The 26,397-nt window shown below is 71.6% G+C and carries 20 protein-coding genes and 1 pseudogene; 5 read left to right on the top strand and 16 right to left on the bottom strand.

Annotation, left to right across the window (positions count from 1 at the left end; genetic code table 11):
- Window positions 1-10 precede the first annotated feature (10 nt).
- The 4 genes from Dsi01nite_RS26225 to rfbA form a co-directional block, all read right to left on the bottom strand.
- The gene (locus Dsi01nite_RS26225; protein WP_203848910.1) at window positions 11-1,195 is read right to left on the bottom strand and encodes an acyl-CoA dehydrogenase family protein; all 1,185 of its coding nucleotides are present in this window, start codon (window positions 1,193-1,195) and stop codon (window positions 11-13) included.
- Window positions 1,196-1,272: 77 nt separating this feature from the next.
- Entirely contained in the window at window positions 1,273-2,394 is a 1,122-nt protein-coding gene (locus tag Dsi01nite_RS26220) for a DegT/DnrJ/EryC1/StrS family aminotransferase (RefSeq protein ID WP_203848909.1), read from the bottom strand.
- 37 nt (window positions 2,395-2,431) lie between these two features.
- Window positions 2,432-3,364 carry a putative sugar O-methyltransferase gene (locus tag Dsi01nite_RS26215; RefSeq protein ID WP_203848908.1) on the bottom strand — a complete coding sequence of 311 codons (933 nt, stop codon included), beginning with the start codon at window positions 3,362-3,364 and terminating at the stop codon, window positions 2,432-2,434.
- Window positions 3,365-3,378: 14 nt separating this feature from the next.
- The gene (gene rfbA, locus Dsi01nite_RS26210) at window positions 3,379-4,251 is read right to left on the bottom strand and encodes a glucose-1-phosphate thymidylyltransferase RfbA (RefSeq protein ID WP_203848907.1); all 873 of its coding nucleotides are present in this window, start codon (window positions 4,249-4,251) and stop codon (window positions 3,379-3,381) included.
- A 147-nt stretch (window positions 4,252-4,398) separates the two neighbouring features.
- On the opposite strand from rfbA, the gene Dsi01nite_RS26205 reads away from it, so the two are divergent.
- Window positions 4,399-5,331, top strand: a complete 933-nt coding sequence (locus Dsi01nite_RS26205) for an NAD-dependent epimerase/dehydratase family protein (protein ID WP_203848906.1) — start codon at window positions 4,399-4,401, stop codon at window positions 5,329-5,331.
- A gap of 24 nt (window positions 5,332-5,355) precedes the next feature.
- Here Dsi01nite_RS26205 and Dsi01nite_RS26200 read toward each other — a convergent pair whose 3' ends face one another.
- Genes Dsi01nite_RS26200 through Dsi01nite_RS26180 form a run of 5 tightly spaced genes read right to left on the bottom strand, consistent with a single transcriptional unit; the run spans window position 5,356 to window position 10,252 of the window.
- Complete coding sequence (locus tag Dsi01nite_RS26200) at window positions 5,356-5,958, bottom strand: dTDP-4-dehydrorhamnose 3,5-epimerase family protein (RefSeq protein ID WP_203848905.1); 603 nt, start codon at window positions 5,956-5,958, stop codon at window positions 5,356-5,358.
- Window positions 5,959-5,969: 11 nt separating this feature from the next.
- Window positions 5,970-7,190, bottom strand: a complete 1,221-nt coding sequence (locus tag Dsi01nite_RS26195) for a class I SAM-dependent methyltransferase (RefSeq protein WP_203848904.1) — start codon at window positions 7,188-7,190, stop codon at window positions 5,970-5,972.
- Window positions 7,191-7,198: 8 nt separating this feature from the next.
- Window positions 7,199-8,428 (bottom strand): acyl-CoA dehydrogenase family protein, encoded by a 1,230-nt coding sequence (locus tag Dsi01nite_RS26190; protein ID WP_203848903.1) that lies wholly within the window; start codon window positions 8,426-8,428, stop codon window positions 7,199-7,201.
- 23 nt (window positions 8,429-8,451) lie between these two features.
- On the bottom strand, window positions 8,452-9,834 hold the full coding sequence (locus Dsi01nite_RS26185; protein ID WP_203848902.1) for an NDP-hexose 2,3-dehydratase family protein: 1,383 nt from the start codon (window positions 9,832-9,834) through the stop codon (window positions 8,452-8,454).
- A gap of 10 nt (window positions 9,835-9,844) precedes the next feature.
- Window positions 9,845-10,252, bottom strand: coding sequence for an SgcJ/EcaC family oxidoreductase (locus tag Dsi01nite_RS26180; RefSeq protein WP_203848901.1), 408 nt, complete (start codon window positions 10,250-10,252; stop codon window positions 9,845-9,847).
- A 159-nt stretch (window positions 10,253-10,411) separates the two neighbouring features.
- Here Dsi01nite_RS26180 and Dsi01nite_RS26175 point away from each other — a divergent pair, with 159 nt between their 5' ends.
- The 3 genes and pseudogenes from Dsi01nite_RS26175 (at window position 10,412) to Dsi01nite_RS26165 (ending at window position 12,576) form a co-directional block, all read left to right on the top strand.
- Window positions 10,412-10,861, top strand: coding sequence for an SCP2 sterol-binding domain-containing protein (locus Dsi01nite_RS26175; protein ID WP_203848995.1), 450 nt, complete (start codon window positions 10,412-10,414; stop codon window positions 10,859-10,861).
- A gap of 182 nt (window positions 10,862-11,043) precedes the next feature.
- Window positions 11,044-11,271, top strand: a pseudogene (locus tag Dsi01nite_RS57510) (response regulator transcription factor); the annotation flags it as partial.
- Between the two features lie 165 nt (window positions 11,272-11,436).
- Window positions 11,437-12,576, top strand: a complete 1,140-nt coding sequence (locus Dsi01nite_RS26165; protein WP_203848900.1) for an alpha/beta hydrolase family protein — start codon at window positions 11,437-11,439, stop codon at window positions 12,574-12,576.
- A 164-nt stretch (window positions 12,577-12,740) separates the two neighbouring features.
- On the opposite strand, the gene Dsi01nite_RS26160 is transcribed toward Dsi01nite_RS26165, so the two are convergent.
- Window positions 12,741-13,637, bottom strand: coding sequence for an enediyne biosynthesis protein (locus Dsi01nite_RS26160; RefSeq protein ID WP_373318839.1), 897 nt, complete (start codon window positions 13,635-13,637; stop codon window positions 12,741-12,743).
- A 146-nt stretch (window positions 13,638-13,783) separates the two neighbouring features.
- Window positions 13,784-15,871: a CRTAC1 family protein gene (locus Dsi01nite_RS26155; protein ID WP_373318838.1), complete on the bottom strand. Its 2,088-nt coding sequence runs from the start codon at window positions 15,869-15,871 to the stop codon at window positions 13,784-13,786.
- 328 nt (window positions 15,872-16,199) lie between these two features.
- On the opposite strand from Dsi01nite_RS26155, the gene Dsi01nite_RS26150 reads away from it, so the two are divergent.
- Entirely contained in the window at window positions 16,200-16,940 is a 741-nt protein-coding gene (locus Dsi01nite_RS26150) for a helix-turn-helix transcriptional regulator (RefSeq protein ID WP_239136177.1), read from the top strand.
- A gap of 59 nt (window positions 16,941-16,999) precedes the next feature.
- Here the strand turns inward: Dsi01nite_RS26150 and Dsi01nite_RS26145 are convergent, their stop codons facing one another.
- Genes Dsi01nite_RS26145 through Dsi01nite_RS26125 form a run of 5 tightly spaced genes read right to left on the bottom strand, consistent with a single transcriptional unit; the run spans window position 17,000 to window position 26,187 of the window.
- Window positions 17,000-18,373, bottom strand: a complete 1,374-nt coding sequence (locus Dsi01nite_RS26145; protein ID WP_203848896.1) for a cytochrome P450 — start codon at window positions 18,371-18,373, stop codon at window positions 17,000-17,002.
- A 5-nt stretch (window positions 18,374-18,378) separates the two neighbouring features.
- Window positions 18,379-18,894, bottom strand: a complete 516-nt coding sequence (locus Dsi01nite_RS26140) for a flavin reductase family protein (RefSeq protein ID WP_203848895.1) — start codon at window positions 18,892-18,894, stop codon at window positions 18,379-18,381.
- A gap of 29 nt (window positions 18,895-18,923) precedes the next feature.
- Complete coding sequence (locus tag Dsi01nite_RS26135) at window positions 18,924-19,349, bottom strand: acyl-CoA thioesterase (protein WP_203848894.1); 426 nt, start codon at window positions 19,347-19,349, stop codon at window positions 18,924-18,926.
- Between the two features lie 5 nt (window positions 19,350-19,354).
- Entirely contained in the window at window positions 19,355-25,213 is a 5,859-nt protein-coding gene (locus Dsi01nite_RS26130; RefSeq protein WP_203848893.1) for a type I polyketide synthase, read from the bottom strand.
- Window positions 25,210-26,187: a DUF1702 family protein gene (locus Dsi01nite_RS26125; protein WP_203848892.1), complete on the bottom strand. Its 978-nt coding sequence runs from the start codon at window positions 26,185-26,187 to the stop codon at window positions 25,210-25,212. Before Dsi01nite_RS26125 ends, Dsi01nite_RS26130 begins: the two co-directional genes overlap by 4 nt.
- Between the last annotated feature and the right edge of the window lie 210 nt (window positions 26,188-26,397).

The following is a 26,397-nucleotide window of genomic DNA, read 5'->3' as shown; positions in this document are numbered from 1 at the left end:
CGGCTGCCTCTCAGAGGTAGAGGGTGTTGGGTCCGAGGCCGCACACGAGCCGGCCGTAGAGCTCCAGGTTGGTGTTGGGGTGCATGATGGCGTGCAGGTTGACCGTCTGGACGTCGCGTTCGATGCGCTGGATCGGCACGTTGGTGTAGATGGACGAGCCGCCGCTGGCCGTGTTCAACAGGTCGACCGCCTCCTTGGCCCGCTGGCAGACCGCACCCAGGTCGAGCCGGACGCGGGCCCGCTCCTCGAGCGTCATCGGCTCGCCGGCCTCGCCGTGCGCGTCGACCAGGTCGGCCGCCCGGTAGGCGTGGAAGCCGGCCTCGTCGATCTTCACGGTCGCGTCGGCCACCTGCAGGTGGGTGATCGGCGCCTCGCTCTGGTTGGCGTAGTCGGTGTAGGTGATCTTCCGGCCGGGGAGCCGTTCCAGGAACGCCTCCTTGGCGCCCTGGGCCAGCCCCAGCGCGGGGGCGCTCACCGTCACGCAGGCGGCCGACATGAACGGCACCCGGTAGATCGGCGCGTCGGCGTTGGCCAGCGAGGCGTGCCGCCCCTCCTGCAGGATCGGGACCATCGGCAGGACGCGGGCCTGCGGGACGAACAGGTTCTCGGCGATCGTGGTCACGCTGCCCGAGCCGCGCAGGCCGGCGGTGTGCCAGTCGTCGACGATCTTCAGGTCGGCCATCGGCAGGGCGACCATGACCGGCTGGGGACCGTCCGGGCCGTCCAGCACCGCGGCGTTGGTGTTCCAGGTGCTCTGCAACGCGCCGGTGTTGAAGGACCACTTGCCGTTGAGGATCACCCCGCCGTCGGTCGGCACCGCGATCGCACCGGGGCTGAGGATGCCGCTGACGCGCACGTCCGGGGCGTCGAAGATCTCGTCCTGCACCTCGTCGGGGAACAGCCCGGCCATCCAGCTGCTGATCATCCAGACCCCGGCGGTCCATGCGGTCGAGCCGTCCGCCCGGCCGAGCTCGGACAGCACGTCGACGACGGTGCGCAGGTCGGACTCGAAGCCGCCGTAGCGGTGCGGCCGGCGCATCCGCAGGATGCCGGCGGCGGTGAGCGCCTCGACGGTCTCGTCGTGCAGTCGGCGGTTCTCCTCCTGCCACTCGGCGTTGCGGCGCAACACCGGGGCCAGGTCTCGCGCCCGCTGCAGCAGCTCCGCACGGGCCGGGATGGTCGTGGTGGTCCCCATCAGTCCTCCATCGGTTGGTTTGTGGACACGTGCCCGCGCCCGAAGTCCGTTCAGTGACGGATTTCAGGCGCGGTGTGCTAGAGACTCGCGATGACCTCGTGCAGGGCGGCGATCGTGCGGTCCTGCTCGTCGGTGGACAGCGCCGGATACATCGGCAGCGAGAAGATCTCCGCGGCGAGGCGCTCGGTCACCGGCAGGGAGCCGGGGCCGTACCCGAGGTGCTGGAAGCCACTCATCGTGTGCACCGGCCAGGGGTAGCTGATGTTCAGTTCGATGTCGTGCGTCTTGAGCCGCTCGATGATGTCGTCGCGGCGCGGGTGGCGCACGACGTAGAGGTAGTAGACGTGCTCGTTGCCCGCGGTGGTGGCCGGCAGGACGAGCCCGCCGGAGGTGGCGAGGTCGGACAGGCCCTTCGCGTAGCGCTCGGCGACGGCGTTGCGGGCCGCGATGTAGTCGTCGAGGCGCTCCAGCTTGCGCCGCAGGATCTCCGCCTGCACCTCGTCGAGGCGGCTGTTGTGCCCGGGCGTGCGGACGACGTAGTAGACGTCCTCCATCCCGTAGTACCGCAGCCGGCGCAGGTTGCGGTCGGCTTCCGCGTCGTGGGTGAGGACCGCGCCGCCGTCGCCGTACGCGCCGAGCACCTTGGTCGGGTAGAAGGAGTACGCGGCGGCGTCGCCCATCGTGCCGGCCGGGCGGCCGTGGTGGCGGGCGCCGTGCGCCTGGGCGCAGTCCTCCAGGATCTTCAGCCCGCGCTCGTCGGCCAGCCGCCGCAGCGGCGCCATGTCGACGCACTGGCCGTACAGGTGCACGGGCACGATCGCCCTGGTCCGGTCGGTGACCACCGCCGCGACCTGATCGGTGTCCATGAGGTAGTCGTCCTCGCGGATGTCCACGAAGACCGGGGTCGCGCCGGCCCCGTCGATCGCCACCACGGTCGGCGCCGCCGTGTTGGACACGGTGATCACCTCGTCGCCCGGGCCGACGCCGAGCGCCTGCAGGCCGAGCTTGACCGCGTTGGTGCCGTTGTCGACGCCGGTGCAGAGGCCGCCGCCGTGATATCGGGCGAACTCCTCCTCGAACTGCCGCACGCTCGCGCCGAGCACGAGCTGACCGGACCGGAACACGGTCTCGACCGCGTCGAGGATGTCGGCCCGCTCGGCCTCGAACTCCGGCAGATAACTCCATACACGAGTGGTCATCGATGTTTCTCCCAACGATCGGAGCACCTCCTCAGATTCACATCCGCGGATCAATCGGGGCACCTTCTGCCGTGCGGTACAGGGCCTGCCAGTAGTAGCTCCACGGCGGCGCCCACTCGTCGGCGACCGCGCGCCAGCCCTCCGCCGGGCGGTAGGCCTCGAGGAACCGGGCCGACTGCCGGCGGACCGCCTCGCTGTCGTGGATGTCGATCACGTCGCGCACCGGGCCGGTCCGCAACGCCATCGCCACCAGGTCCTGGCCCTCGGCGTGCCCGTCGAGGCTCGGGTCGAGGTACTTGCCGACCGGGTTCTTGACGTAGAAGCCGTCGCACCGCCCGGCGATGAGGGCCAGGTAGTTGCCGACCACCTCGGGGTCCATCTCGGCGAACGAGTCGATGTTGAGGCACAGGTCGAAACGGTCACCGGCCAGTTCACGTTCGACGTCCTCGGCCCGGATGAACGCCACCTTCGCCAACTGGTCGTCGTCGAGCACCGCCCGCAGGTAGGCGCGGGCCAGGTCGAGGGAGTTCTCCAGGTCCACGACGGCGTAGGCGGCGACGTCGTGGTTGGCCAGCACCGCGTGGCAGGTCCGGCCGTATCCGGCGCCGATCTCCAGCACCGAGGCCCCGTCCAGGGTGGCGTGCCGGCCCAGGAAGTCCAGCTCCAGCACCGCCTGCAGATAGTCCATGTCGACGAGCTCGCCGTGCGTGCGGACCGCGATCGGCGCGCCCGTCTCGCGCCCCCGGATGCGCCGCAGCCGCTCCCAGCCGGCGTCGTCGAGCTGCCCGGCGACGTTGTGGATGAGTGCCTTGAGGTAGCGGACCCCGTTGGTCTGCGGGTTCCAGAGCGCGAGCTTGAAGTTGACGCCGCTGGACTTGAACCCGTCGAGGGCGACGCTCGCCTCCTTGGTGACGCGGGTCCGGTGATACGCCTCCCACAGCGGACTGCCGCCGTACCGTTCCGTGTGCATGCTCGACTCCTCGGTCAGTCCAGGGCGTACGCGATCTCGGTCAGGTAGCGGCCGTAGTCCGACTGGCGCATCTGCTCCCCCAGCCGGTAGCACGCGTCGGCGTCGATGAAACCCATCCGCAGCGCGATCTCCTCCAGACACGCCACCCGCACGCCCTGCCGCTGCTCGATGACCTGGACGTACTGGCCGGCCGCGAGCAGCGAGTCGTGGGTGCCGCAGTCGAACCAGGTGTTGCCGCGGCTCAACCGGATCAGCCGGGCCCGGCCCTGCTTGAGGTATTCGCGGTTGACGTCGGTGATCTCCAGTTCACCGCGGGCCGACGGGGTGATCCGGCGGCTGATGTCGACGACCTCGTTGTCGTAGAAGTAGAGCCCGGTGATGGCGTTGTTGGCCCGCGGCCGCAACGGCTTCTCCTCGATGGACACGAGCATGCCGTCGCCGTCGACCTCGCCGATGCCGTAGCGCTCAGGGTCGGACACCGGGTAGCCGAACAGCGTGCACCCGTCCGGCGCCGCCGCGCACTCCTGCAGCCGCCGGGCGAATCCGGCGCCGTGGAACAGGTTGTCGCCCAGGATCAGCGCCACGTCGTCGTCGCCGACGTGGTCGGCGCCGATGCGGAAGGCGTCGGCGATGCCGCGCGGCTCGTCCTGCACGGCGTAGGACAGCCGGATGCCGAGCTGGGAGCCGTCGCCGAGCAGGGCGCGCAGCAGCGGCACCGTGGACGGCGTCGAGATGACGAGGATGTCGCGGATCCCGGACAGCATCAGCACGGACAGCGGGTAGTAGACCAACGGCTTGTTGTAGACCGACAGCAGCTGCTTGGACATGGCCCGGGTCAACGGGAACAGCCGGCTGCCCGTGCCGCCGGCCAGAACGATCCCTTTCATGCCAGCTCCGTTCCTCGGCGTTGGGTCGCCGCTCATCCCAGTCTCATCGGTCCCGGCCCGCCGGCGATCTCCGGTATTGCGGTGTTGCGTCAGCGGCTGCGCAATCCGGGAGATGCCGGTGGCCGCGCGGACCGGCACAGTTGGCCGATGAACGTCACTGTGCTCGGCGCGTCGGGATTTGTCGGCTCGGCGGTGACGGCGGCGCTGGCCCGCCGTCCGATCCGGCTGCGCGCGGTCGCCCGCCGACCGGCCGCGCTCCCGCCCGGCGCGGTCGCCGAGATCGAGACCGTCACGGCCGACCTCACCGAGCCGGACGCCGTCGAGGCGGCCGTCGCCGGCGCGGACGCGGTCGTCCACCTGGTCCTGCACGAGTCGGGTTGGCGCGGCGCGGACGACGACCCGGACAGCGGGCGCACCAACGTGGGCGTCCTGCACGACGTCGTCCGGGCCCGGCGTGACGGATCACGGCCGGTGGTGGTGTTCGCCGGCTCCACCTCGCAGGTCGGTCCGCCCCCGCGGGTGCCGATCGACGGCACCGAGCCCGACCGGCCGGCGACCGCCTACGACCGGCAGAAGCTCGCCGCCGAGGAGCTGCTCCGCGCGGCCACCGCCGACGGTCTCGTCCGCGGTGTCACCCTGCGCCTGCCGACGATCTTCGGCGGATCCGCGCAGGATCGCGGCGTCGTGGCGGCGATGATGCGCAAGGCACTGGCCGGCGAGCCGCTCACGGTGTGGGCCGACGGCGCCGTCCAGCGCGACCTGCTCTACGTCGACGACACCGCCGAGGCCTTCGTGGCCGCCCTCGACCACGCCGACATGCTGGCCGGCCGGAGCTACCCGCTCGGCACCGGGGTCGGCGTGAGCCTGCGGGAGCTCTTCGGCGCGATCGCCGGGGTCGTCGCCGGGCACACCGGCCGGCCCGCGGTGCCGGTCCTGTCCGTGCCGCCCCCGCCGGGCACGGCGGCGACGGACGCGCACAGCATGGTGGTCGACGCGTCCGCGTTCCGCTCGGCCACCGGGTGGCGGCCGCTGGTGCCGCTGGCCGAGGCGCTGCGCCGCACCGTCAAGGTCCTCGCGTGAGGCCCTGTGCCGTCCCCGCCCGCGTCAGAGCGCCTGGGTGATGCCGCGGCTGCGCTCGTAGTCCGGCAGGATCCCGGCCGCCAGGGCCTCGGCCAGCGCCGGTGCCTCGCGGTCCCGTTCGGACAGCACCGGCGTGATGTCCGGCGGCAACGGCAGTCCCAGCGCCGGATCCAGGGCGGACACGGCGAGCTCGTTCTCCCGCCGGTACTCGGTCGAGAGCAGGTAGGTCATCACCGAGTCGTCCTCGAGCGCGACGAACGTGTGCCCGACACCGACCGGCAGGTACAGCGCGCAGGTGTCCACGTCGCCCAGCACCACCGCGTCGTGGGCGCCGAACGTGGGACTGCCCACGCGCAGGTCCACGACGATGTCGAGCACCTTGCCCCGCGCGCAGTAGACGTACTTGGCCGTGCCCGGCGGGGTGGCCGTGAAGTGCACACCCCGGACCACGCCGCGACGGGACACGCTGTAGCTGCACTGGGCCACCGGGAAGAGCGGGCGGCCGAGCACCTCGACGAACACCGCCTCCTGGTAAGGCGACAGGAAGACGCCGCGATCGTCCGGGAAGGCCACCATGGTGAACGCGAACGCGCCGCCGACCCCGAGCTCCCGCACCTGCTCCGACATGATCGATCCATTCAGCTGACGTGGACTTCGGGCACGTACTGGATCCAGCGACCGCCCGACTCGCGGAACCCCTGCTCCTTGGCCATGATCTCGTCCGCGTGGTTCCAGGCGAACAGCAGCGCGTACGGCGGGTACGGGTCGGCGAACGCCTCCGCCGGCCGGACCGGGATGTGGGTGCCGGGCGTCAGGCGACCCTGTTTGGCCGGCGTCGTGTCGCACACGAACGAGACCAGGTCGCTGTCGATGCCGCAGAAGTTGGTCACCGTCGCGCTCTTGGCCGTGGCGCCGTACCCGACGACCTGCTGGCCCTCCTCCCGCAGCCGCCGCAGCAGCGCCTGCAGATCGGCCCGGACCCGGGCGGTGTCGGCCGCGAACCGCCGCAGCGTCACCAGGTCCGCCAGGCCCTGGGCCCGCTCCGCCTCGATCAGGGCGCCGACCGCGTCCGACGGCGGCCGCGCGCCGGCCCGGGCGATCGTGTAGCGGACCTCGCCGCCGTGCACCGGCAGCCGCTCGACGTCAACGAGCTCCAGGCCGAAGCCGGCCACCATCGCCTGGACGGACCGGGCGGTGAAGAAGAAGAAATGCTCGTCGTAGATCTGGTCGAACGACGTCTTGGCCACGATGTCGCCGAAGTACGGGTCCTCGAAGACGAAGATCCCGTCGGCGGCGAGCAGCCGGTCCACGCCCTCGAGGATCGAGCGCATGTACGGGATGTGGCAGATGGTGTTGGCGGCGAAGATGACGTCGGCCGGGCCGTCGTTGTGCTGTACCGCCGCCGCGCTCTCGGCGTCGAAGAAGTCAGTCAGCACGCGGACCCCGTGCTCCGCCGCGGCCGCGGCCACCTTGCCCGACGGCTCGAACCCCAGATGCCGTACACCCGCGGCCTTGACCGTCTTCAACAGCACGCCGTCGTTGCTACCGATCTCGACCACGAACGGGTCGGGCTCATCCGCGCAGCGGGCCAGCAGGGCGCGCGCGGTCGTCTCGAAGTGCTCCCGCATCACCGAGGAGCCGGACGAGTAGTACGGGTAGTCCTCGTGGAACATCAGATCGCGCGGCACCTGCTCGACCAGCTGCACCATCGTGCACGACCGGCAGACACCGACCGCGAGCCGGTAGAAGAACTCGCCGGCGAGGTCCTGCTCGGTCAGGAACGCGTCGGACAGCGGCTGGCGGCCGAGGTCCAGGAACTCCTCGACCGCGCCGTCGCAGATCTGGCAGATGGGGGGCATGGGCACTCCTAACGCTGATCGGTGACTGCCCGGGCGCTGACGTAGTCGTTGTCGCGCCGGCGTTGCAACGCCTGGGCGGTGAGGTAGCTGACGCCGTCGGGGTACGAGTAGGGCTGCATGAACCAGCCCGCGCGCACGTCCCGGACGAGGCGGGCGAGCGGATGCGTGGCCGTGTAGGCCGCGCCGCCGACGATCGTGACGCTGTCGTTGACGATGCCGAGCGACAGCTGGTTGACGGTCATCTTGGCGCACTGGAACGGGGTCATCATCCGCCGTCCCCGTTCGGCCGGGTCGCCGCCCGTGCCGTCGTCCTGGGCGGCGGCGAGCGCCGCTCCCGACGTGGCACGCATCGCGTACAACCGCGACTCGATCTCGGCCAGGAGCGTGACCGTCGCGGCCGGCGGTTCGCCGGACCCGCCGGCGAGCCGGCGCACCGCGATGTCCCGGGCCTCCTGCGCGATCCCGCAGTAGATGCCCAGCATCGTGACCGAGCTGACCGTCTGGCCGGCCAGGACCGCGTCGTTGTGGGCCCCGACCGGCCGGCGGGACAGGATCGCGTCCTCGGCCACCGGGCAGTCGTCGAACGCGACGTCGCACGTGCCGGAGGCGCGCATGCCCAGGCCGTTCCAGTCCTCCAGCACGGCGAGGCCCGGCGTGTCCCGGGGCAGGACGACCACGGTCAGCATCGCCTCGCCGTCGACCCGGGTCTGCGCGTGCACGACGAAATGGGTCGCGACCGGCGCCATGCTGACCAGCATCTTGCGCCCCGACAGCGACCACCGGCCGGCGGCGTCCCGGCTGAGCGTGGTGACGGTGCCGGGGTGGTCCTTCACGGCGCCGCAGATCGCGGCCTCGCCGCCCGCCATGGACCGCAGCAACGACTCGGCCAGCCGCCGGACCGGCGGCTCGCCGTGGCGCCACTCCCAGGTGAGCGTGAGGCCCCGGCTGAGCTGGACGTGCCAGGCCAACGCGGTCGCCGCGTCGGCTGCGGCGACGGCGGCCAGCCCGGTCGCCACGTCGTGCAGCCGGGTGACGCCCAGCCCGCCGAGCTCGGCCGGCACGGTCGCACCCATCAGTCCGTCCTTGGCGAACGCGGCGAACGTCTCGACGGGAAACGCCGACCGTTCGTCGTGCTCCCCCGCCTCGGCCCGGATTCTGGCCAGGTGCGGCCCGATCAGGTCGAGCAGCGCGCGCCCCTCCGCGGTGTGCGGCACCCCCACCGCATGCTCAGTCGACATCGCGTGTCCCTCCGTGATGGCGGTCAGAACCGCACGGCACCGGTGTTGATGACGGCGAGCAGGGTCCGGGCCTGCACGTTGACGTATCGGCTGTATCGGGCGAGGGAGGCCAGCTGCCCGGGGGTCACCCAGCGGTAGCCGGCCGGCGGCTCCGTCGGTGCCTCGTGCTCGTCGGCCTCCACGACCATGTACCGGCTCTCGGCCCGCAGGAACCGGCCGCCCTCCTCGCAGTGCCGGGCGGCGTAGAGGATCCGCTCCGGTTCGGCCCGCAGGACGGCGTCCAGGAAGGGCGAGCGCTGCCCGGTGAGCGGATCGACGTGATACGCCGGCTGGCACTGCACCGTGGGGCCGAGCTCGACCGCGTCCAGCAGCCCGCCCTCGGCCCGAGCGTTGACCAGCAGGTGCGGCACCCCGCCGAAGGAGCGGCACAGGAACGCGTGCACCCCCGGACCGTCCGGCTCGATCAGCGGCTGCGTCCAGGCCGTCACCTCGCGGTTGCCGGCCTCGACCGCCACCGCCACCACCCGGAAGTAGTGTTCACGGTGGTGGTCCAGCTCGGTGTCGCTGCGGGTCCACCCGTCCAGCCCGTCCAGCGGCACGAGCGCCGCGCGGATGCGCTGCCGGGACCGCTCGGTGGTCAGCCACGACAGCAGGCCGGTGTCGGAGTCCAGCGCGCCGGCCTCGTCGTGGACGGTGGGCGCGCAGGCGAGCACCGTGCGGGCGTCCATGTTGACGACGTTGTCCCGCCGGAACAGCTCCCCGATCTGGCCCAGTGTCAACCAGCGGAAGTCGTCGTCCAGCGGCACGTCGTCGTCGGTCTCGACGATCATGTTGCGGTTGGACTTCTGGAAGAACCACGAGCCGTGCTCGGACTGCAGGACGTCGGCCAGCACCCGGTGCCGGTCGAGCTGGGTGAAGTAGTCGAGGTAGCGGACCGGGGCGCCGTCGTGCACACCGGTGTAGTTGCTGTGCGTGGCCTGCACGGTCGGCGAGAGCTGGAGCAGGTTGGTGTTGCCGGGCTCCATCTTCGCCTGCATCAGGAAGTGCAGGATGCCGTTGAACTCCTTGGCCAGGATGCCGAGGATCCCGATCTCCGGCTGCACGATGATGGGCTGCTGCCAGATGGGCGTCGGGTCGTCGGCGGCGCTGACCGCCAGTCCTTCGATGGTGAAGAAGCGGCCGGTGCGGTGCCGGAGGTTTCCGGTCTCCTGGTCGAAGTCCCAGCGGTCGAGTTGGGCGAACGGGATCCGCCGGACCCGGAACTCGTGGGCCCGGCGGCGTTGCGCGAACCACTCCGGCACGTCGGCGGTCCGCAGGGACACGCCTGACGTGGCGGCGGCCGAGCGGGCGAACCGGCCGGGCAGCTCGCCGTCCTCGCGCGCCTCAAGCAGGATCTCGGTGGCCATCGGACCGCCCTCAGTTGGCCGGGCTGTTCTGGTACGCGGCCAGGCGCCATTGCCCGTCGTCCTCCTTGACGACGACCCAGGTCGCGCGGATGGCCTGCGCGTCGCTCACCTCGGTGTCGCCCGAGGCGAGCACACCGCCGTAGGTGACGATGACCGCCAGGTTGTCGCGCACTCTCAGGTCCAGCGGCTCCCCCGTCACCCGGGTGCCGAGGTAGGGACCGGCGAAAGCCTTGCTCATGAAGGCGTTGATGTCGTCGCGGCCCTTGAGGTACTGGCCGGGCAGGATCATTGTCCCGTCGGCGGTGAACACGTCGGCGAAGGCGTCCGCGTCCTGCGCGGCCCACGCCGTGACGACGCGCTGCGGGACGGCGGCGACGGCGGCCTGATCGGTCTGGCTGGTCGTGACTTCGGTGGTCATGCGTGGACTCTCCTTTGTGGAGCAAGGACACAGCAGTGCCTTCAGTCTGCACAGCCGCGCTCCGCTCGGGCTTCTTCCGTCGTGCGCGAGCGCACCGCAACGTCGAAGTGGGCACCCGTGCGGCATCGCCGGGAGAATCGATTGGGGAAGGAGCAGCCGATGTCTGCCTATGACGTTGATCCAGCCACGATGGAACCCCGTCAGTTCGCGCGACTGGTGAAGGAAACACCCAACGCCGAGCTGCAGCAGATCATGCGGGGCGATCACCGCACCCTGTATCTCGACGGCATCTTCACCCGGATGGTGACGCTGTTCCGGCCGGACCGCGCCGGTTCGCTCGACGCCGTCATCCACTGGAACATCGGCGACCGCCCGGGCGGTGGTGCCGACACCTACGAGATCGTGATCGCCGACGGCGCCTGCGCGCTGTCCGAGGAACCGCGTGGCAAGCCGCGGCTGACCCTCGCCGTCGGGTCGATGGACTTCCTCAGGCTCATCAGCGGCAACGCCCACCCGATCGCGATGTTCATGATGGGCAAGATGAAGGCGTCGGGTGACATCCCCCTGGCCACGAAGATCCCCAGCCTGTTCGACATCCCCAAGCCGTAGCCGTAGCCGGAGCCGAGAAAGCGTGCAGCGCTCTCTGGCGCTACACGCTTTCCTGCTCTCCACGCACTCGCGTTCGGGTCACGGCTCCGCTGAAGCCCGCGGGCGTACGCCCGACGGTCGATGACCCCGGGGAGTTCGGCAACTACGGCCGACCGGTGCATGTACGCGCGCAGGACGCACCTTCACGGTCGCCGCCGGCGGGGTACCGGCTGCCGGACAGCGTCACGCCCCGCGAGACCGAGGTGCTCACGCTGGTCGGCCGGGGCATGTCCAACCACGAGATCGCCGCGCACCTCACGATCAGCGCCGCCACCGCGAAGGCACACGTGGCCCGGCTGCTGACCAAGCTCGACGCCCGCGACCGGGTGCAGCTCGTCATCCGCGCCTACGAGATCGGGCTCGCGCCCTGATCCGTGGCATCTGGAGTACGCCTACGGGATGACGCCGTCGCCCGCGGATGCCGCCCCCAGGCCGACGACGCGGCGGCCTCCAGCCGACATGGTGATGGCACAGTTTCCTACACCACGGGAGGGCACATGCCAGGACCAGCCGCGGGAGACAACGGCGGGGCGCGGATGACGCGCCGCCAAGCGATCACGGCCACGCTGACAGTGGCCGCAGCCGTGCCGATCGGCTTCGCGGACACCGCGTGGGCGACCCCGGCCACCGGCACGCCGGCGCGGCTCACGCTGCCCGGGCCCACCGGCCCGTTCCCGGTCGGCACGGTGCCGCTGCACCTCGTCGACGGGTCGCGCTCCGGGGAGCGCCGCGACCTGATGATCAGCGTCTGGTATCCCGCCGAGAGCGTCGGCCGCTACCCGCGGGCGCCCTGGCTGCCGCCCGCGCTCATGCAGACGCTGATGGCCGCGTCCGGCTTCGACCCGGCCGCCGCGGTGGCACCGTTGACGGCCGGGCACGAGGGCGCCCCGGTCCGGCGACGGACCGGGCGGCTGCCGGTGGTCGTCTTCTCGCACGGCGCCCACGGCCATCGCGCCGAGAACACCGTCGTCGTGCAGCAGCTCGCCAGCCACGGCTACGTGGTGGTCACGGTGGACCACGCGGGCGACGCGTTCAGCGAGTTCCCCGACGGTCGCATCATCGTCCCGGACCTCCCGATGGGCCCGGCGGACTTCGCTGACGACATCCGGTTCGTCCTGGACCGCATCGTGGACCTCGCCGCCGGGATCAACCCGGACGTGCAGCACCGGCCGCTGCCGGCCGGTCTCTGCGGTGCGCTCGACCTGCATCGCATCGGCATGTTCGGCTGGTCGAAGGGCGCTACCGCGACCGCCCTGGTCATGAACGCCGATCGGCGGGTCAGGGCGGGCCTCGGCATCGACGGCCCGATGCAGCCGACGATCACCACCGACCTGGACCGCCCGTACCTGATGATGACCGCCGACTTCACCCGGGCCACCCAGCCCAGCGTCGCGGAGTTCTGGTCCCACCTGCACGGCTGGCGGCGCAACATCCAGGCCGTCGGCGCCGTCCACACCGCCTACAGCGACTACCAGGCCCTGATGCCCCAGCTGGCCCCGATCGTCGGCATGAGCGACGAGGACCTCGCCGGCTGGATCGGCACCCTCGACCCAACCCGTGCCGTGCGCATCCAGCAGGCGTACCCACTGGCGTTCTTCGATCTGCACCTGCGCCACCGCGGCCACCTGCTGGACCGCCCCAGCCCGGCCTTCCCGGAGGTGATGTTCATCCCGTGAGTCGCGGCCTGACCGGAATCGGCCGACATCCTGGTCAACGCCGGCGACCGGGCACCACACCGCCGGCGACCACGCCGCGGCTGAGCGTTCGGAACACGGCCGGCGGGACACACAAGCCCGGCACGGCCCACGGTGCGGGTCGTGCCGGGCTTGTTGGTGCAGGGTCAGGGAGTGGCGGGCAGTGCGACCGCGGCCGGCGGGGACGCCGGTTCCAGGGTGCGGTCGTCGTCGGCCGTCCGGCGAGCACGGCGCCGTTCGAGCAGCCACCGGCCCCACCAGAACAGGCCCCGGGCGAGGCAGACGAGTGTCACCGCGAAGAACAGCGTGTACACCACGTTGAAGACCATCAGGACGCCGTACACCATTCCGACGCTGGAACCGAACATGAACTGGTCGCGTGCGTTGGTCGGGGTGGTGCCCGGGTCGGTGATCATGTAGTTGGTGAAGAGGATGAACGCCACCCCCGTCATCGGCACCAGCGCCGCCCAGAGCGCGACGTCCCACACGTAGTGCCGGATCAGGGCCTGGATGACGAACGATCCCACCCACCCGACGATGAGTGCCACCTTCTTCGTCAGCATCGCGTTGAGGATCGTGCCGGCGGTGAGGATGACCACGGGGATGACGATGCGGATCACGTCCGGCACGTTCTCCGTGAAGTGATACGGCGGGGCGATGTTCACCCAGGCGAAGGCGAGCAGCGTCACCGTGATGCCGAAGTTGGACGGGTTCATGAAGTGGCGCATGCGGCCCTTGATGGGCGCCTGCAGGACGGCCTTCTGGCCCACCGAGACGACGACCGCGAACGCGATCGGCCAGAAGAGGTCGTTGGCGTAGAGCAGCATGTTCGCGGCCAGCGCGGTGATGTGCGTGGGCAGCAGGAACGTGTACATGCCCCAGGCGCCGTGGCCCGAGAAGCCGGGCCGCCGCTTGTTGGCCCAGGCGGCGATCAGCTCGACGGTGATCTCCGTGGTGTAGCCGACCGCCAACGCGAACAGCGGCCAGGTCCACGGCTGCTCGAAGCCGAACACGGTGTATCCGAGGATGTTGAAGATGCTCATCGAGATGGCGAAGTTGCGCAGCGCCAGGTACCGCGGATCGCGCTTGTCGATGCGCGGCGGCGCGGGCCGCTCGGTCTTCTCGACGGCCTGTTCCGTCGGCCGTTCGACCGGCTTGTCGAGGGTCGTCCGGATCTCTTGCACGTCGGTCATGACGACTGCACCTTCCGGGCTTGATCGGTCAGCATGAGGTCGTGCCAGCCCGCGTCCAGGTCCAACGTCTGCCGGTGGGTGGCGCCGCTGGTGTCGCGCCAGCTCAGCTCGGCCGAGACGGGCTTCGAGCCGGCGGTGCCGAGGCCGAAGAAGACGTCGAGGCTGCGCCGACCGGCGTGGCCGCCGCCGCCGTCGACCTGCGCGACCTGCGTGCGGCCGTCGGCGGTGACGATCCGGACCTGCGCGCCGTAGGCGGGGGTGCCTGGACTGCCCGCGCCGTCGGTGGCCGTGCCCTCAGCCGTGCCGGTGGCACCGGCGGGCGTGTTCGAGGCCGGCCGGTACAGGCGCAGGCCGAGGAAGTTGTCGTTGCCGGCCTTGCCGTTGCGGTAGTACACCGGTGCGGCCCACTGCCGCGCGACGGCGAAGTCCTGCCCGCCGTCGGCGTTGGTGTCGGCGACGGCCACGCCGCGGGTGGGCGTGTTGACGCCGAACCCGAGCTCCGGGCTGAGGTCGACGTAGCGGCCGTTGTCCTCGCGGACCCAGAACGCCATCGGGTTGGAGCCGGAGATGTCGTCGCCGGGCACCGCCTTCGGCCACATGTCCGGCTCCTGCAGCATCAGGTCGTTGCTCATCGCGAGCTCCTGCAGCCAGTTGAACCGGTTGATGTCGCCCTTGACGAAGCCGCACGTCTGCACGATGGACAGCCGGCCGCTGTTGTCGAAGTCGGCCATCTTCGCGTCCCAGCCCCAGCCGACCCAGGCCAGGTTCATCGACGCGGCCTTGTTGTCGAACGGCGCGACGCCGTCCTCCAGCTTCTTGCGAGCGTCGGCGGGGGTGGCCGCGTTGTTGTGCCAGACCATGTTGCTCTCCTCCAGGCCCCATTCCTGGGTGATGTTGGAGACGAACATGTCGAAACGGCCGGTGCCCTCGAGGTCGGCGAAGTCGATCGCCATGCCCTTGAACGAGTCGTGGCCCACCACGAGCGACTTCGGGGTCAGCGGCCCGCGCCGGCCCTCGGCGAGCTCGAAGCTGATGCGGCCGGGCTTGGAGGTGTTGTGGAAGAAGCGGTCGTTGCCGAAGTCGTTGGCCAGGTACAGCTCGGGCAGCAGGTCGCCGTCGAGGTCCGCGGAGGCCGCGGCGAGGGTCCAGCCGCTGGCGTAGCGCGGGTCGAGGGCCACCTGCTCCTCGTAGGTCACCGACGGGGTGGCGCCGCTGGTGGCGGACTTGAAGCGCAGCACGTGCGCGCCGCCGGCGTTCTGGGCGCGGGACATCGAGTGGTTCATCTGCACGTTCGGCAGGCCCTGCGGGTCGAGGATCTGGGTGTCCGGGAAGTAGTTGAACACGCCGATGTCCGGGTGCCCGTCACCGTCGAAGTCGGCGACCGCCGTGGCGTTGGTGTTCCACAGTGGACCGTGGTAGATCCCGTCGGCCGTCTCGGCCTGCGGCACCAGTTCGACCGGGTGGAAGGCCGCCAGATCGAGTGCGGTCGCGTCCTGGCGGTGCAGGTACAGCACCGGGGTGCGGCCCCAGTAGTTGACCAGCAGGTCCATCCGACCGTCGCTGTTGAAGTCGCCGGGCGTGCAGCCCATCGGCGCGATGGCCGGGCCCATCGGCAGCGGCGCGGGGTTGAGGACGAAGGGCTGGTAGGTGGCGCCGCTGTCCGGGGCCGGCGTGACGATGGCCTCGTCGCTGCGGGTGTCCACCAGGCACAGATCGTTGGCGGTGCCGTCGTCGTCGATGTCGTTGACCGCGATGGCGGCGCCGACGGAGGAGATCCACGACTGGATGTGTTCGTACTTCGGGTTGACCTTACGGACGCTCTGCTGTGGCAGCCCCGGCGGCAGCGCGATGGGCAGCTCGGTGAAGCTGAACCGCGACGCCATCGCGGCGCGGTCCTCGGCCGACGCGGACGGCAGTCGCGCGAAGGCATACAGCCCACCGACGAGGACGAGGACGAAGAGCGCGGGTAGGAGGCGGCGCAGCACGCCGACGGGTTGTGATGACAACAGTCCCCCTCGGGCAATTTGTGAATGGTGGCGCACGGCGCACGGCGCACCGTGACACGCATTTCTTGGCCTTAGCAATCGTCGTTGCGGGCGGGTCGCCGCGTCATCTCGAATATTGCTCAGTGGCATTTCAGATAGTGAAGCTTGACGATGCAATTTGTTTGAGCGTTTGCCCCTCCGTGAGGGCTCCGTTAGCATCGAGAAGCATCAGTGGAGATCGCCCGACGGTGCCGTCGGTGTGATCGCCTGGCCTGGTCTGCGGTGGGTCCAGGGCGGGTCTGGGCTGACAATGTTGTGGTGTCGGGTGATTCTCCGCACAGGTTGCGCTGAATCGTGCGCGTCAAACGGATTAGGGGCATCCGGAGTGAATCAGAACGAGCTCGCGGTCCGGCGGGCGATCATTACCATGCGGTCAAGTCTCGGTGAGCCACTCACGGTCGAGGACATAGCGCGCACCGCGCTGTTCAGCAAATTTCACTTCACTCGAATCTTCGAACAGGTCACCGGGGTCTCCCCGGGTCGGTTCCTGTCGGCGGTGCGGATCCAGGAGGCCAAACGCCTGCTGATCACCACGTCGCTGAACGTGGCCGAGATCAGCCACCGGGTCGGGTACACGAGCGTCGGGACGTTCAGCACCAGGTTCAGCCGGAGCGTCGGGGTGTGCCCCTCGAAGTACCGCCGGATGCGCGGCTACGCCGGGGTCGTCGAGGAGCCGGGCGGCGATCCGCGCGAACCCGGAGGCACCGTGACCGGATGCGTCCTGCGCGGCCCGGCCGAGCCGTACCGGCGGACCCGGCGCTCGGAGCTGACCTTCCTCGGGCTGTTCAGCGACCGGATCCCGGCGGGCCGGCCGGCGCGCTGCGTCGTGCTCGCCGAGCCCGGGCAGTACCGCATCGACGGGGTGCCGGAGGGCCGCTGGCACGTGCTGACCCACGCCGTGGCCGCCGGCCCGGACGAGGACCATCCGGCCGCGGAAGGGCTGCGGGTCGGCGCCTGCGGCCCGGTCACGGTCCGCCGCGGTTGCTGCGTCACCGGCGCCGACGTCCGGCTCAACCCGGCGCGGCTGACCGACCCGCCGGTCCTGCTGCCGATGCTCGACGCGCGCTGGGCGATCCGCCGGCTGGGCCTGCAGGCCGCCTCGGCGTGAACCGGCCCGCCGCCAAGAGACGACGGACCGGCCATCCACAAGTCGGGCATCCAGAGGCTTCATCGCAGGGCGCGCACCGTCATCGGCAGGCCGCCCCGGATCCGCAGCGACAGCATCGGCTCCGGCACGACCTCGTGCGAGGGCAGCTTCGTCAGCTCCAGGTCGCGCGCCAGCACCGCGATCACGAACGCGGCCTCCATCATCCCGAGATGGTTGCCGACGCAGAACCGCGGTCCGGCGCCGAACGGGATGTAGGCGTACCGCGGGCGGCCCGACGAGACATCCGGGTTGAACCGCTCCGGGTCGAACCGCTCCGGGTCCTCCCAGAAGCGCGGGTGGCGGTGCAGCGTGAACGGGCAGACGAGCAGATCTGCGCCCGCCGGCACGTGGTAGCCGCCGACGACGTCATCGGCGAGGGCCTTGCGGGGCAGCAGCCACACCGGTGGGTACAGCCGCATGACCTCCTCGAGGACCATCGAGGTGTACCGCAGCCGGGTCAGGTCCTCGTACACCGGCAGGCGGTCACCGAGCACCTCCCGCGCCTCGGCGCGCAACCGCTCCCGCACCTCCGGGTGGCGGTCGATGAGGTACAGCGTCCAGCTCAGCGTGCTCGCGGTGGTCTCGTGGCCGGCGAGCAGCAGCGTGACCAGCTCGTCGCGCAGCCGCTCCCGGCCGACCCGCGGGTCGCTCTCCCGGCCGGCGGACTCGATGAGCCGGGACAGCACGTCCACGCGGTCGGCGGCGGCCGGGTCCGAGGTCCGGTCGGCGACCAGCCGATCGACGATGCCCTGCAGGTGCCGGCGGGCCCGCCGGAAGCGCAGCTGGCGCGGCAGCGGCACCCACGTCGGCACCGCGCTGAGCGACTCCAGCTCGAACATCGCCTGGTCCTGGACCGCGGCGAAGTCCGAGCCGATGCCGCGGAACGTGCCGAGGTCCGCGTCCAGCAGGGTCCGGCCGAGCACGCCGAGCGTCAGCCCGGTCATCTCCTGCGGGACGTCCAACGGCCCGTCGCCGGCGTGCGCCCGCAGCCGCTCTGACAGCGCGCCCGCCTCCGCGGCGATGACGTCCGCCTGCTCGGCGATGCGGCGGCTCTGGAACGCCGGCTGGATCACCTTGCGCTGCTTGCGCCACAGCTCGCCCTCACTGGTGAGCAGGCCGTCGCCGAGCGCCTTCTTGGCGTGCACCAGGCCGATGCCCTTGTGGTAGTTGGCGGCGTTGTCGGCCAGCACGTGCTTGGCAGCGTCGGGATGGTTGAAGAAGTACAGCTCCTTCGGGCCGACCGGCAGCCGGGACGCGTCGCCGTAGCGGTCCACGGCCGACGTCATCATGCCGATCCGGTCGCGGGACATCACCATGAGCATCCGCAGCGCGGCGGTGCGCGGCGGGCCGGGCGGCGTGCGCCGGGCGGTGTCCACTGTGGTCGTCGAGGTCATGGCGTTCATCCCGTCGATGTCAGGTTCAGCTGGCAGAACCGCCCGCACAGGAACAGCAGGGCGTCCTCCTCGGAGCGGCGCCGCACCTGCACCGGAACACCCAGGAAGATGGAATGGTCGCCGCCGTCGTAGGTGCGCCACAGGTCGCACTCGATGTGCGCGAACGCGTCGGCGATGAGCGGGGCGCCGGTGCGCTCCCCGGCCGCCCACTCCACGGCGTCGAACTGCGCACGGCCGAGCGGGCGGCTGTGGTCGGCGAAGTACCGCGCCACCGTCTCCTGCTGCGACGCCAGCACGTTGACCGCGAACCCGCCGGCCTCGGCGAGCGAGTCGTGCATGACGGCGTCGCGTTTGACGCACACCAGGACGAGTGGTGGGTCCATCGACACGGTGGTGAACGAGTTCGCCGTCATCCCGTGCGGGGTCTGGCCGCCGACGGTCAGGACCGTGACGCCGGTGGCGAACGTGCCGAAGACCTCACGAAGCGTCGAGGCGTCGGCCGGGTCGGGGTGGACTTTCACGTTTGACCTCCTGCTGGACCGCAACGGTGTCACTGGTAGGGCTTGAGCGCGTCGGTCAGGGAATCGGGCACCCGGGTCGGTGCCGTGCGGGTGTTCGGCCCGCGCATGCACGCCACCCGCTGGGCGCCCCGGGCGACGAGCGTCTCGCCGCCGCCCGGGTCCAGCCGCACGTAGTCGAAGCCGAACTCCAACTGGGTCTGGGCGAGCTCCACCAGCCGCATCCGGATCGCGACCTCGTCGAAGGCGGTGATCTCGGCGAAGAACTCGCAGTCCACCCGCAGCGTGAAGAGCTTCAGGTCGTCCCGGAGCTCGGCCAGCACCTGCGGCGCGTGCTCCTTGAGGAACATCTCCCGGCACCGGCCCTGCCAGCGCAGATAGTTGACGTAGTACACGTTGCCGACGAGGTTCGTCTCCTCGAAGCCGACGATGTGGCGCAGTTCGTAGTGGGTACCCATGGCCGTCACCGCCGCCCCTGCGTGAGCACCGAGAAGACGACCGGTTCGGTCCCGTCGCGCACGGTCGTCACGAACGTCGCCACGAGCGCGTCACCGGCGTTGAACACGACCCAGCCGGGCCGGCCGGTATCGCGCAGCATCAGCGGGCCCTGGGCCGTCAGGCCGGCCTTGTGCAGGCACTCCATCGCCGTCCACACCCGTGTCGCGGCGGTGTCGGTGCCCTCGCCGGTGGCCGCCTCGACCGCCGGAACGACCTCGGCGTGCGTGTGCAGCATGCGGCTCCACGCCTCGGCCGGCTGGTGGACCACGGCCTGCGCGTCGCAGCCGATCGCACCGTCGCCGGCCACGAAGTACGTGAGCCCGGCGGCGTGCGACGCCGACACCGTGCGACCTCCGGGCACCTCGGGGCGCCCGTCCGGCCGGTAGGCCAGCTCGACGTCGGGGCCGAAGACGCGGCTCGCCGCCTGGCGGGTGTGTTCGCGCCGCCGCGCGACGTGCTCACCGCGTTCGCCGGTGTTGGTGTCGGCGTCGGGGGAAGCGCAGTCGGGTTCCACGACGACCGACACCCGGGCGCCGGCCACGTCCTCGAAGGCCCGCTCCAGGTAGGGGCCGAGCAGCGCCGGCACCCACGGGCCGCCCGCGTCGGTCTTGCGCACCGCCCGCAGCCGCAGCCCCTCCCAGCGCTCCACGACCGTGCCCTCGTCGTCGCGCAGCGCGATGTCGTAGACGTAGGTGTCGCCGTCGCGGCTGCGCTCGGTGGCGCAGTAGCGCAGCGGCTCGTCCCCGGCGATCCGGTCGCCGGCCGGGTAGATGCGGTCGACGCCGGCGGGCAGCAGCGTGGCGTCCGGCACGCAGACCTGGTTGCCGTGCATGAGCGCGTCACGCACACCCGGGTCGCCGAGCAGCAGCCCGTCGGGCACGAACCCGGCGAACCAGTCGGTCCCCGGCACCGGCGCGACGGCGGCGTCGACGTCGCGGGCCGCGGCGCGGTGGTACTGCCGCACCCGCTGGAACCGCTTGCCCTGGAACATCACACCGCCGTAGAGGTCGGTGGTGGGGTCGAGCGGGACCGGGGGCAGCCCGTCGGCGGCCTGCGCGGGGGGCCCGTCCGGGGCCGCGCCGCGGTGCAGGCCCAGGCGGGCGGTGAAGTGGTCGACCGCGAAGGCCGTCTCCGAGCTGCGGATGGCGACCGTGACCGTGTCGTCGTCGGTCACCACCGCGGCGACGCGCATGGTGGTCCGGCCGTGCGGCGGCACGACGATCGGCCGATCGAAGCGGATGTCCTCGATGACCGGCACCGCGGCGCCGGGCTCGTCCGGGTCGGTGCCGGTGACGGCGGCGGCGACCTGCGCCATCGCCTCCATCCCGAACACCGCGGGGAAGAGCAGGTTGTCGTCGAGGAAGTGATCGGCGAGGTAGACGTCGGTGCCGACGCTCAGCTCGACCTCGGTGACCAGCTCCACGCCGTGGTAGCGCACGAGCGGCCGCCCCAGGAACCGCAGCAGCGGCAGGTCGGGCAGGTCGCGCCGGATCGTGTCGATGCCCTCGGTGCGCCCGCTGATGACCACGACCGGCGGGGTGTCCGGGTCGGCCAGCAGCCGGCGCAGGACGGCGACGCCCTGGTCGGGGGTGACCGGCGTGATGCCGTCGCGGGTGAGCCCCTCGACCACCGACAGCCGCTCGCCCATCCCGACCCCCGACCAGACCGACCACTCCAGGCACAGGCTGCGGCAGCCGGGGTGGCGTTGCCCGATCTCGGTGGTCAGGTCGGCCAGCCACTCATTGGCGGTCGCGTAGTGCGCCTCGCCGCGCAGGCCGGAACGGCCGATGATGCTGCCGAGCGTGACCAGGAGCTTCAGCTGGTCCCCGCCGACGGCGTCGACGACGGTGCGTAGGCCGTCGACCTTGGGCGCGAACGTGGCCCGGAAGGCGTCGGTGTCGAGGTCGGTGATGCCGGCCGGCTCGTTACGCCCGGCGCCGTGCAGGATCGCGGTGATCCCGCCCAGCTTCTCGGTGAGCTCGGCGACCGCCTGGCGGACCTGCCCGGGGTCGGTGACGTCGGCGCGGGCGTAGTGCACGGTCACGCCGGCGGCGGCGATGCGCTCGAGGTTGGCGGCCAGCTCCCGGTCCTCGGCCGGGTCGGAGCGGCCGAGCAGCGCCAGGCCGGCGCCGCTGTCCCCGGCCATCGCCAGCGCGCACTCCGCGGAGATGCCCTTGCCGCCGCCGGTCACCAGCAGCACGTCGCCGGCGTCGAGGTATGCCTGGCTGCGTTCGGCCCGCACCGGCAGCGCCCGCAGCGTGGGCACGCGGCGCCGGCCGTCGGCGTCGAGGTGCACCTCGGCGAAGTGTTCGGTGGCGGCCACCTCGGCGACCAGCACGTCCACGTCCACGTCGGCGCCGGTGTGGATGACCGTGGTGCGCACCTGCGGTGCCTCCAGCGACAGCGTCTTGGCCAGGCCGGCCGCGCCCCGGTCATGCTGGACGAGGACGAACCGGGTGCCGGTCCCGCCGCGCAGGGCCGCCTTGGCGGCGGACAGCACGGTGGGCAGCACCTCCTCGCCGCACCGCGGTGGCAGGCAGACCAGCACCCCGCCGCCGAGCCGGGCGTGGTCCAGCGCCGCCGCGAGCCGTTCCGCGAATGGGTGATCGCACTCGGCGTACACCTGCCACGGTCCCCGCTCCTCGGCTGCGCCCGGCGCGGGCCGGTCGGTCACGTCGAGGTCGATCCGCCACGCGCGCACCCACGGCGCGGCGCCGGCCACCTCGGCCGCGGCCGCACCGCCGTTTCCGCCGGCCGTCCCGGTGGCCGTCTCCGTGCCGTCGGTCGTGGCCAGCCCGTCCAGCGCCTCGGCCAGCTCGCTGATCGTCGCCATGGCGAAGTTCGTCGGCAGCTGCGTGGCCGGCACGTTGAGCTGCTGGGTGAGCTGGTTGACCACCTGGCCGACGGTGATCGAGCTCAGGTGCAGGTCGTCCAGGAGCCGGCTGTCCGGCTGGACCAGGTCCAGCGGCAGCTCGGCGCGTTCGGCGGCCAACCGGCGCAGCTGCTCGACGACCGGCTCATCGGACCCGGCCTGCTCCGCACTGGTTGCCGAGCCGGGTTCCGCCGGAGGCTTCGCGCCGGCCGGGCCGGTGTGCTGCGGCAGCGTCACCGACGGCGCCTGCTCGCACGGGCTCTCGAAGAACCGGAACTCGGTGCCGACCTCCAGGGGCCGGACCAGCCGGCCGTGGAACAGCGCGGCGTCGACGCTCGAGGCGCCGATGGCGTAGGCGGCCCCGACGACGCCGAGCAGGCCGGCGGCCGACTCGTCGTCGGTGTCCAGCGCGACGGCAGGCACGTTGGTCGACTGTTCGGCGAGGGTGCTGAGCACCCGGCCCGGGCCGACCTCGACGAACAGGTCGACGTCCTTGGCGGCCAGGGTGACCGCCTGGTTGAACAGCACGGGGTCGGTGATCTGCTGGTGCAGCAGCGCCGCCACGTCGGTGTCCGGGGCGAGCACGTCGCCGGTGATCGTGGACACGATCTGCCGGTCGATCGGCGCGAAGTGCTCCTCGCGCAGGATCGCGCCGAACGCGTCGGCGGCGGGCGCCACGAGCGGGGAGTGGAAGGCGTGCGAGACCGGCAGCGGCGTGGTGCCGAGACCGGCGGCGCGGGCCTTGTCGCAGGCGGCCGCGACCGCGTCGGCGGTGCCCGCGACGACCGTCTGGGTGGGGCCGTTGTAGCTGGCGACGACGACCGGCACGGCGGCGATGAGCGGCTCGACGACCTCCGGGGAGGCGGCGATGCTCGCCATCGTGCCGGACGAGCTGTGCTCGGCCATGGTGCGGCCGCGCACGGCGGCGATCCGCAGCAGCTCGTCCTCGTCCAGGCTGCCGGCCCAGTGCAGCGCGGCGATCTCGCCGAGGCTGTGGCCGACCGCGACGGACGCCTCGATGCCGAGGGTGTTCAGCACCCGCAGACCGGCCATCGAACCGGTGACGATGCGCGGCTGTGCCACCTCCGTGGCCACGACGTCCCCGCCGGTCGGCAGGTCGGCGCGCAGGTAGATCTCCTCGGCCTCGGCGAACCGGCGGCGCAGCGCACCGCCGCTGGTGCCGCGACCGGAGCCCTGGCCCGGGAACAGGAAGCCGAGCCGGCGCGGGCCGCTGACGTGGCCGAGCAGGCAGCGCCCGTCGGGGGAGAACATGCGCGTCTCGCCGGCCTCGACGGCGTCGCAGACCTTGCGCAGCCGTTCCGCGGCGTCCTCGGGGGAGGAGACCACGACCGCGGCCCGCACGGGCCGGTCGCGCAGCTCCCGGTGCAGCGTGAAGGCGAGGTCGCCCAGCTGCGCGTAGGACAGGCCGGACACGAAGTCGATGAGCCGGTGCAGCCGCTCGATCAGCTCACCGTCGGAGTCCGCGTCGACGAGCAGCAGCTCCACGTCCTGGACCGAGGAGGCCAGCGCCCTGGTGCGGCTGTCGAACGGCACCCGGCGGCGCGGCTTGGCGCTCTCCAGCACGACGTGGGCGTTGATGCCGCCGAAACCCATGGCGGTGATCCCGGCCCGGACGGGCCCGCCGGACGGCCAGGGCTCGGCCTTGCGCAGCATCCGCAGCGACGACTCCCCGCCGAGCAGCTCGTGCGGCTCGAAGCAGCCGACGCTCGGCGGCAGCACCTCGTGGTGCACCGCCATCGCCGCCTTGATCAGCCCGGCGACCCCCGCGGCCGCCTTGGTGTGGCCGATCATGCCCTTGATCGAGCCGATCGCGGCCGGTGCGGCGGCGGGGTCCGCGGCCGACCTGGCCTGCGACAGCGCGGTGAGCTCGGTGGTGTCGCCGACGCGGGTGCCGGTGCCGTGGCCCTCGAACAGGCTCACGGTCTCGATGCCGAAGCCGCTGCGGCCGTATGCCCGGCGCAGCGCGAGCTGGTAGCCGCTCACCTCCGGGCGGGTGATGCCGCCCTTGCCGTCGGACGAGATGCCCCAGCCGGCGACCGAGGCGTAGATGCGGTGCCCGGCGGCGACCGCCTCCGGCTCGCGCATGAGCACGACCATGCCGCACCCCTCGCCGGGCCAGAAGCCGTTGGACGCGCGGTCGTACACGCGCATCTCGCTGGTCGCCAGGGCGCCCGTCTTGGCGAACCCGATGATTTCGAAGGGGTCGATGGACAGGTCCACGCCGCCGGCGACGGCGGTGTCGACCTCGCCGTCCAGGAGCGCCTTGCAGGCCGTGGCCACCGACAGCAGCGACGAGGAGCAGGCGCCGTCGACGGTGTAGCCGCCGCCCTTGAGGTCGAAGTAGTTGCAGATGCGCCCGGCGATGGTGTTGGACAGGGCACCGGCCAGGGAGTCCTCGCCGATCTCGGGGAACGGGCTCTTGTACGTCGCCTCGAAGCCCTCCAGGAACGTGGCGAGCCTGTCGTCGTCCCAGCCCTCCTGCTGCAGCGCGCCCGCGACCATCCGCCGCACGTACGGCCAGCGCAGCCGCATCTGGTTGGCGCGGGTGAACTCGCCGGTGAGGCTGTTGCCGACCACGACGCTGGTGCGCTCCCGGGACAGCCCCTCGGCCATCGGGAATCCCGCGTCGGCGAGGGCCTTCGCCGCGGTGTCCAGCGCGAGCCAGTGCGTCAGGTCCGTGGAGCGGTACGTGCTCCCGGCGATCTTGTAGGCGATCCGGTCGAACTCGTAGCCGTCGATGACCGCGGCGTTGCGTGCGTAGAACCGGTCCGGGGTGGCCGGATCCGCGTCCCAGTAGTCCTCCAGGCGCATCCGTTCGTCGGGCAGGCGCCGGAACGCCCGCCGCCCGGCGAGCGCGTTCTCCCACAGGTCACGCGGGGACCGCGCATCCGGGTACTGGCATGCCATACCCACCACTGCGATTCTGGTCATACTGTGTCGCCCTCCCGTTCGAACTCGCCACGGATCCGCTGCCGCCACAGCTCGTACTCCGGCCAGTCGCCGCGCAGTCCGGTCGTCGCGATCCGCGCCTCGTCGTTGATCTGCGAGGCCTCGGCCGGGGACATGCCGCAGAACACCTTCGTGGCGACCTCGTTGTGCGGCACCACGAGGTCGGCGAGCACCCGGGCGCCGGCGGCGAAGGCGGCGCCCTGCGCGACATCGGCGCGGTGCGGACCGGCGGCGTCGCGGAACCATTCCAGCTCGGCGCCGTCGGCGCCGCCGGCATAGGTGGCCGCGAGCCCGGCGCCGCTGTAGAGGTCGGCGTGCCGGTCCGCCGGGAAGCGCTGGATCATCCCGTGGACGCGTTCGGCGTCGGTGCCGCCGACGAACCACATCGCCCGGCCGACACCCTGGTCGATCACCCGGGCGGCGTATCCGGCGGGGCCGTCGACGGGCCACGGGAAGTTCACCTCGCGGTGGTGCTGGTGCACGTACCGGTCCGTCTTGAAGTACGCCTGGTGGAAGCCGTAGCCGTCCAGCACGAGCCAGCGCAGCAGCGGGTCCGGTGCGTGCAGGGTGGACCAGCGGAACCGTGGCAGCCGCGCCATCGCCCAGCCGACACCGACGTAGGCCATGTAGACGTGCCGGGCGGCGCGGCCGGTCAGGAACGTCTCGACGTGCCGGGTCCCGCCGACGGGCAGGCCGTCACGCACGGCGAAGCCCATGGCCGCGCCCTCGTAGGCGAACCCGCGGAACGGTGCCGGCACGCCTTCCAGGCCCACCTCCGCGTCGAGGTCCTGGGCGGCCTCGGCCGCGTATGCGTATCCGGTGAGGAAGGATCGGCCGACGGTTTCCAGCCGGTCGCGTGCCTCGGCGTTCTTCACGTGGAAGCCGCGTACCGCGAGGCTGGTTTCGCTGACGTCCGGGGTGAGCACCCGCCGCCGCAGTGACCGCCACATACTCATGCGAACTCCTCGATGCGTAGGTTGGCTGCAACCAAAGTCTTTCCCCGGTGTCGGTGCGCAGTCTTCTTCGCCAGTGCGGGGTTGCCGGCAGATGTGCCGGCGCGACGATTTCAAGTATTCATCGACATCGAAGTCTTGCAACGCGTCGCGAGCGGGTGCGCACAATGCAAGAACCGCAAGGGTGAATACCGCCACAGAAGCCCCGCGACC

Origin of the sequence: Dactylosporangium siamense, assembly GCF_016862795.1 — a bacterium.
GTDB classification, from domain to species: Bacteria; Actinomycetota; Actinomycetes; order Mycobacteriales; family Micromonosporaceae; genus Dactylosporangium; species Dactylosporangium siamense.
Note: the sequence above shows the minus strand (reverse complement) of the source record. Positions and strands in the feature narration are given on the sequence as shown.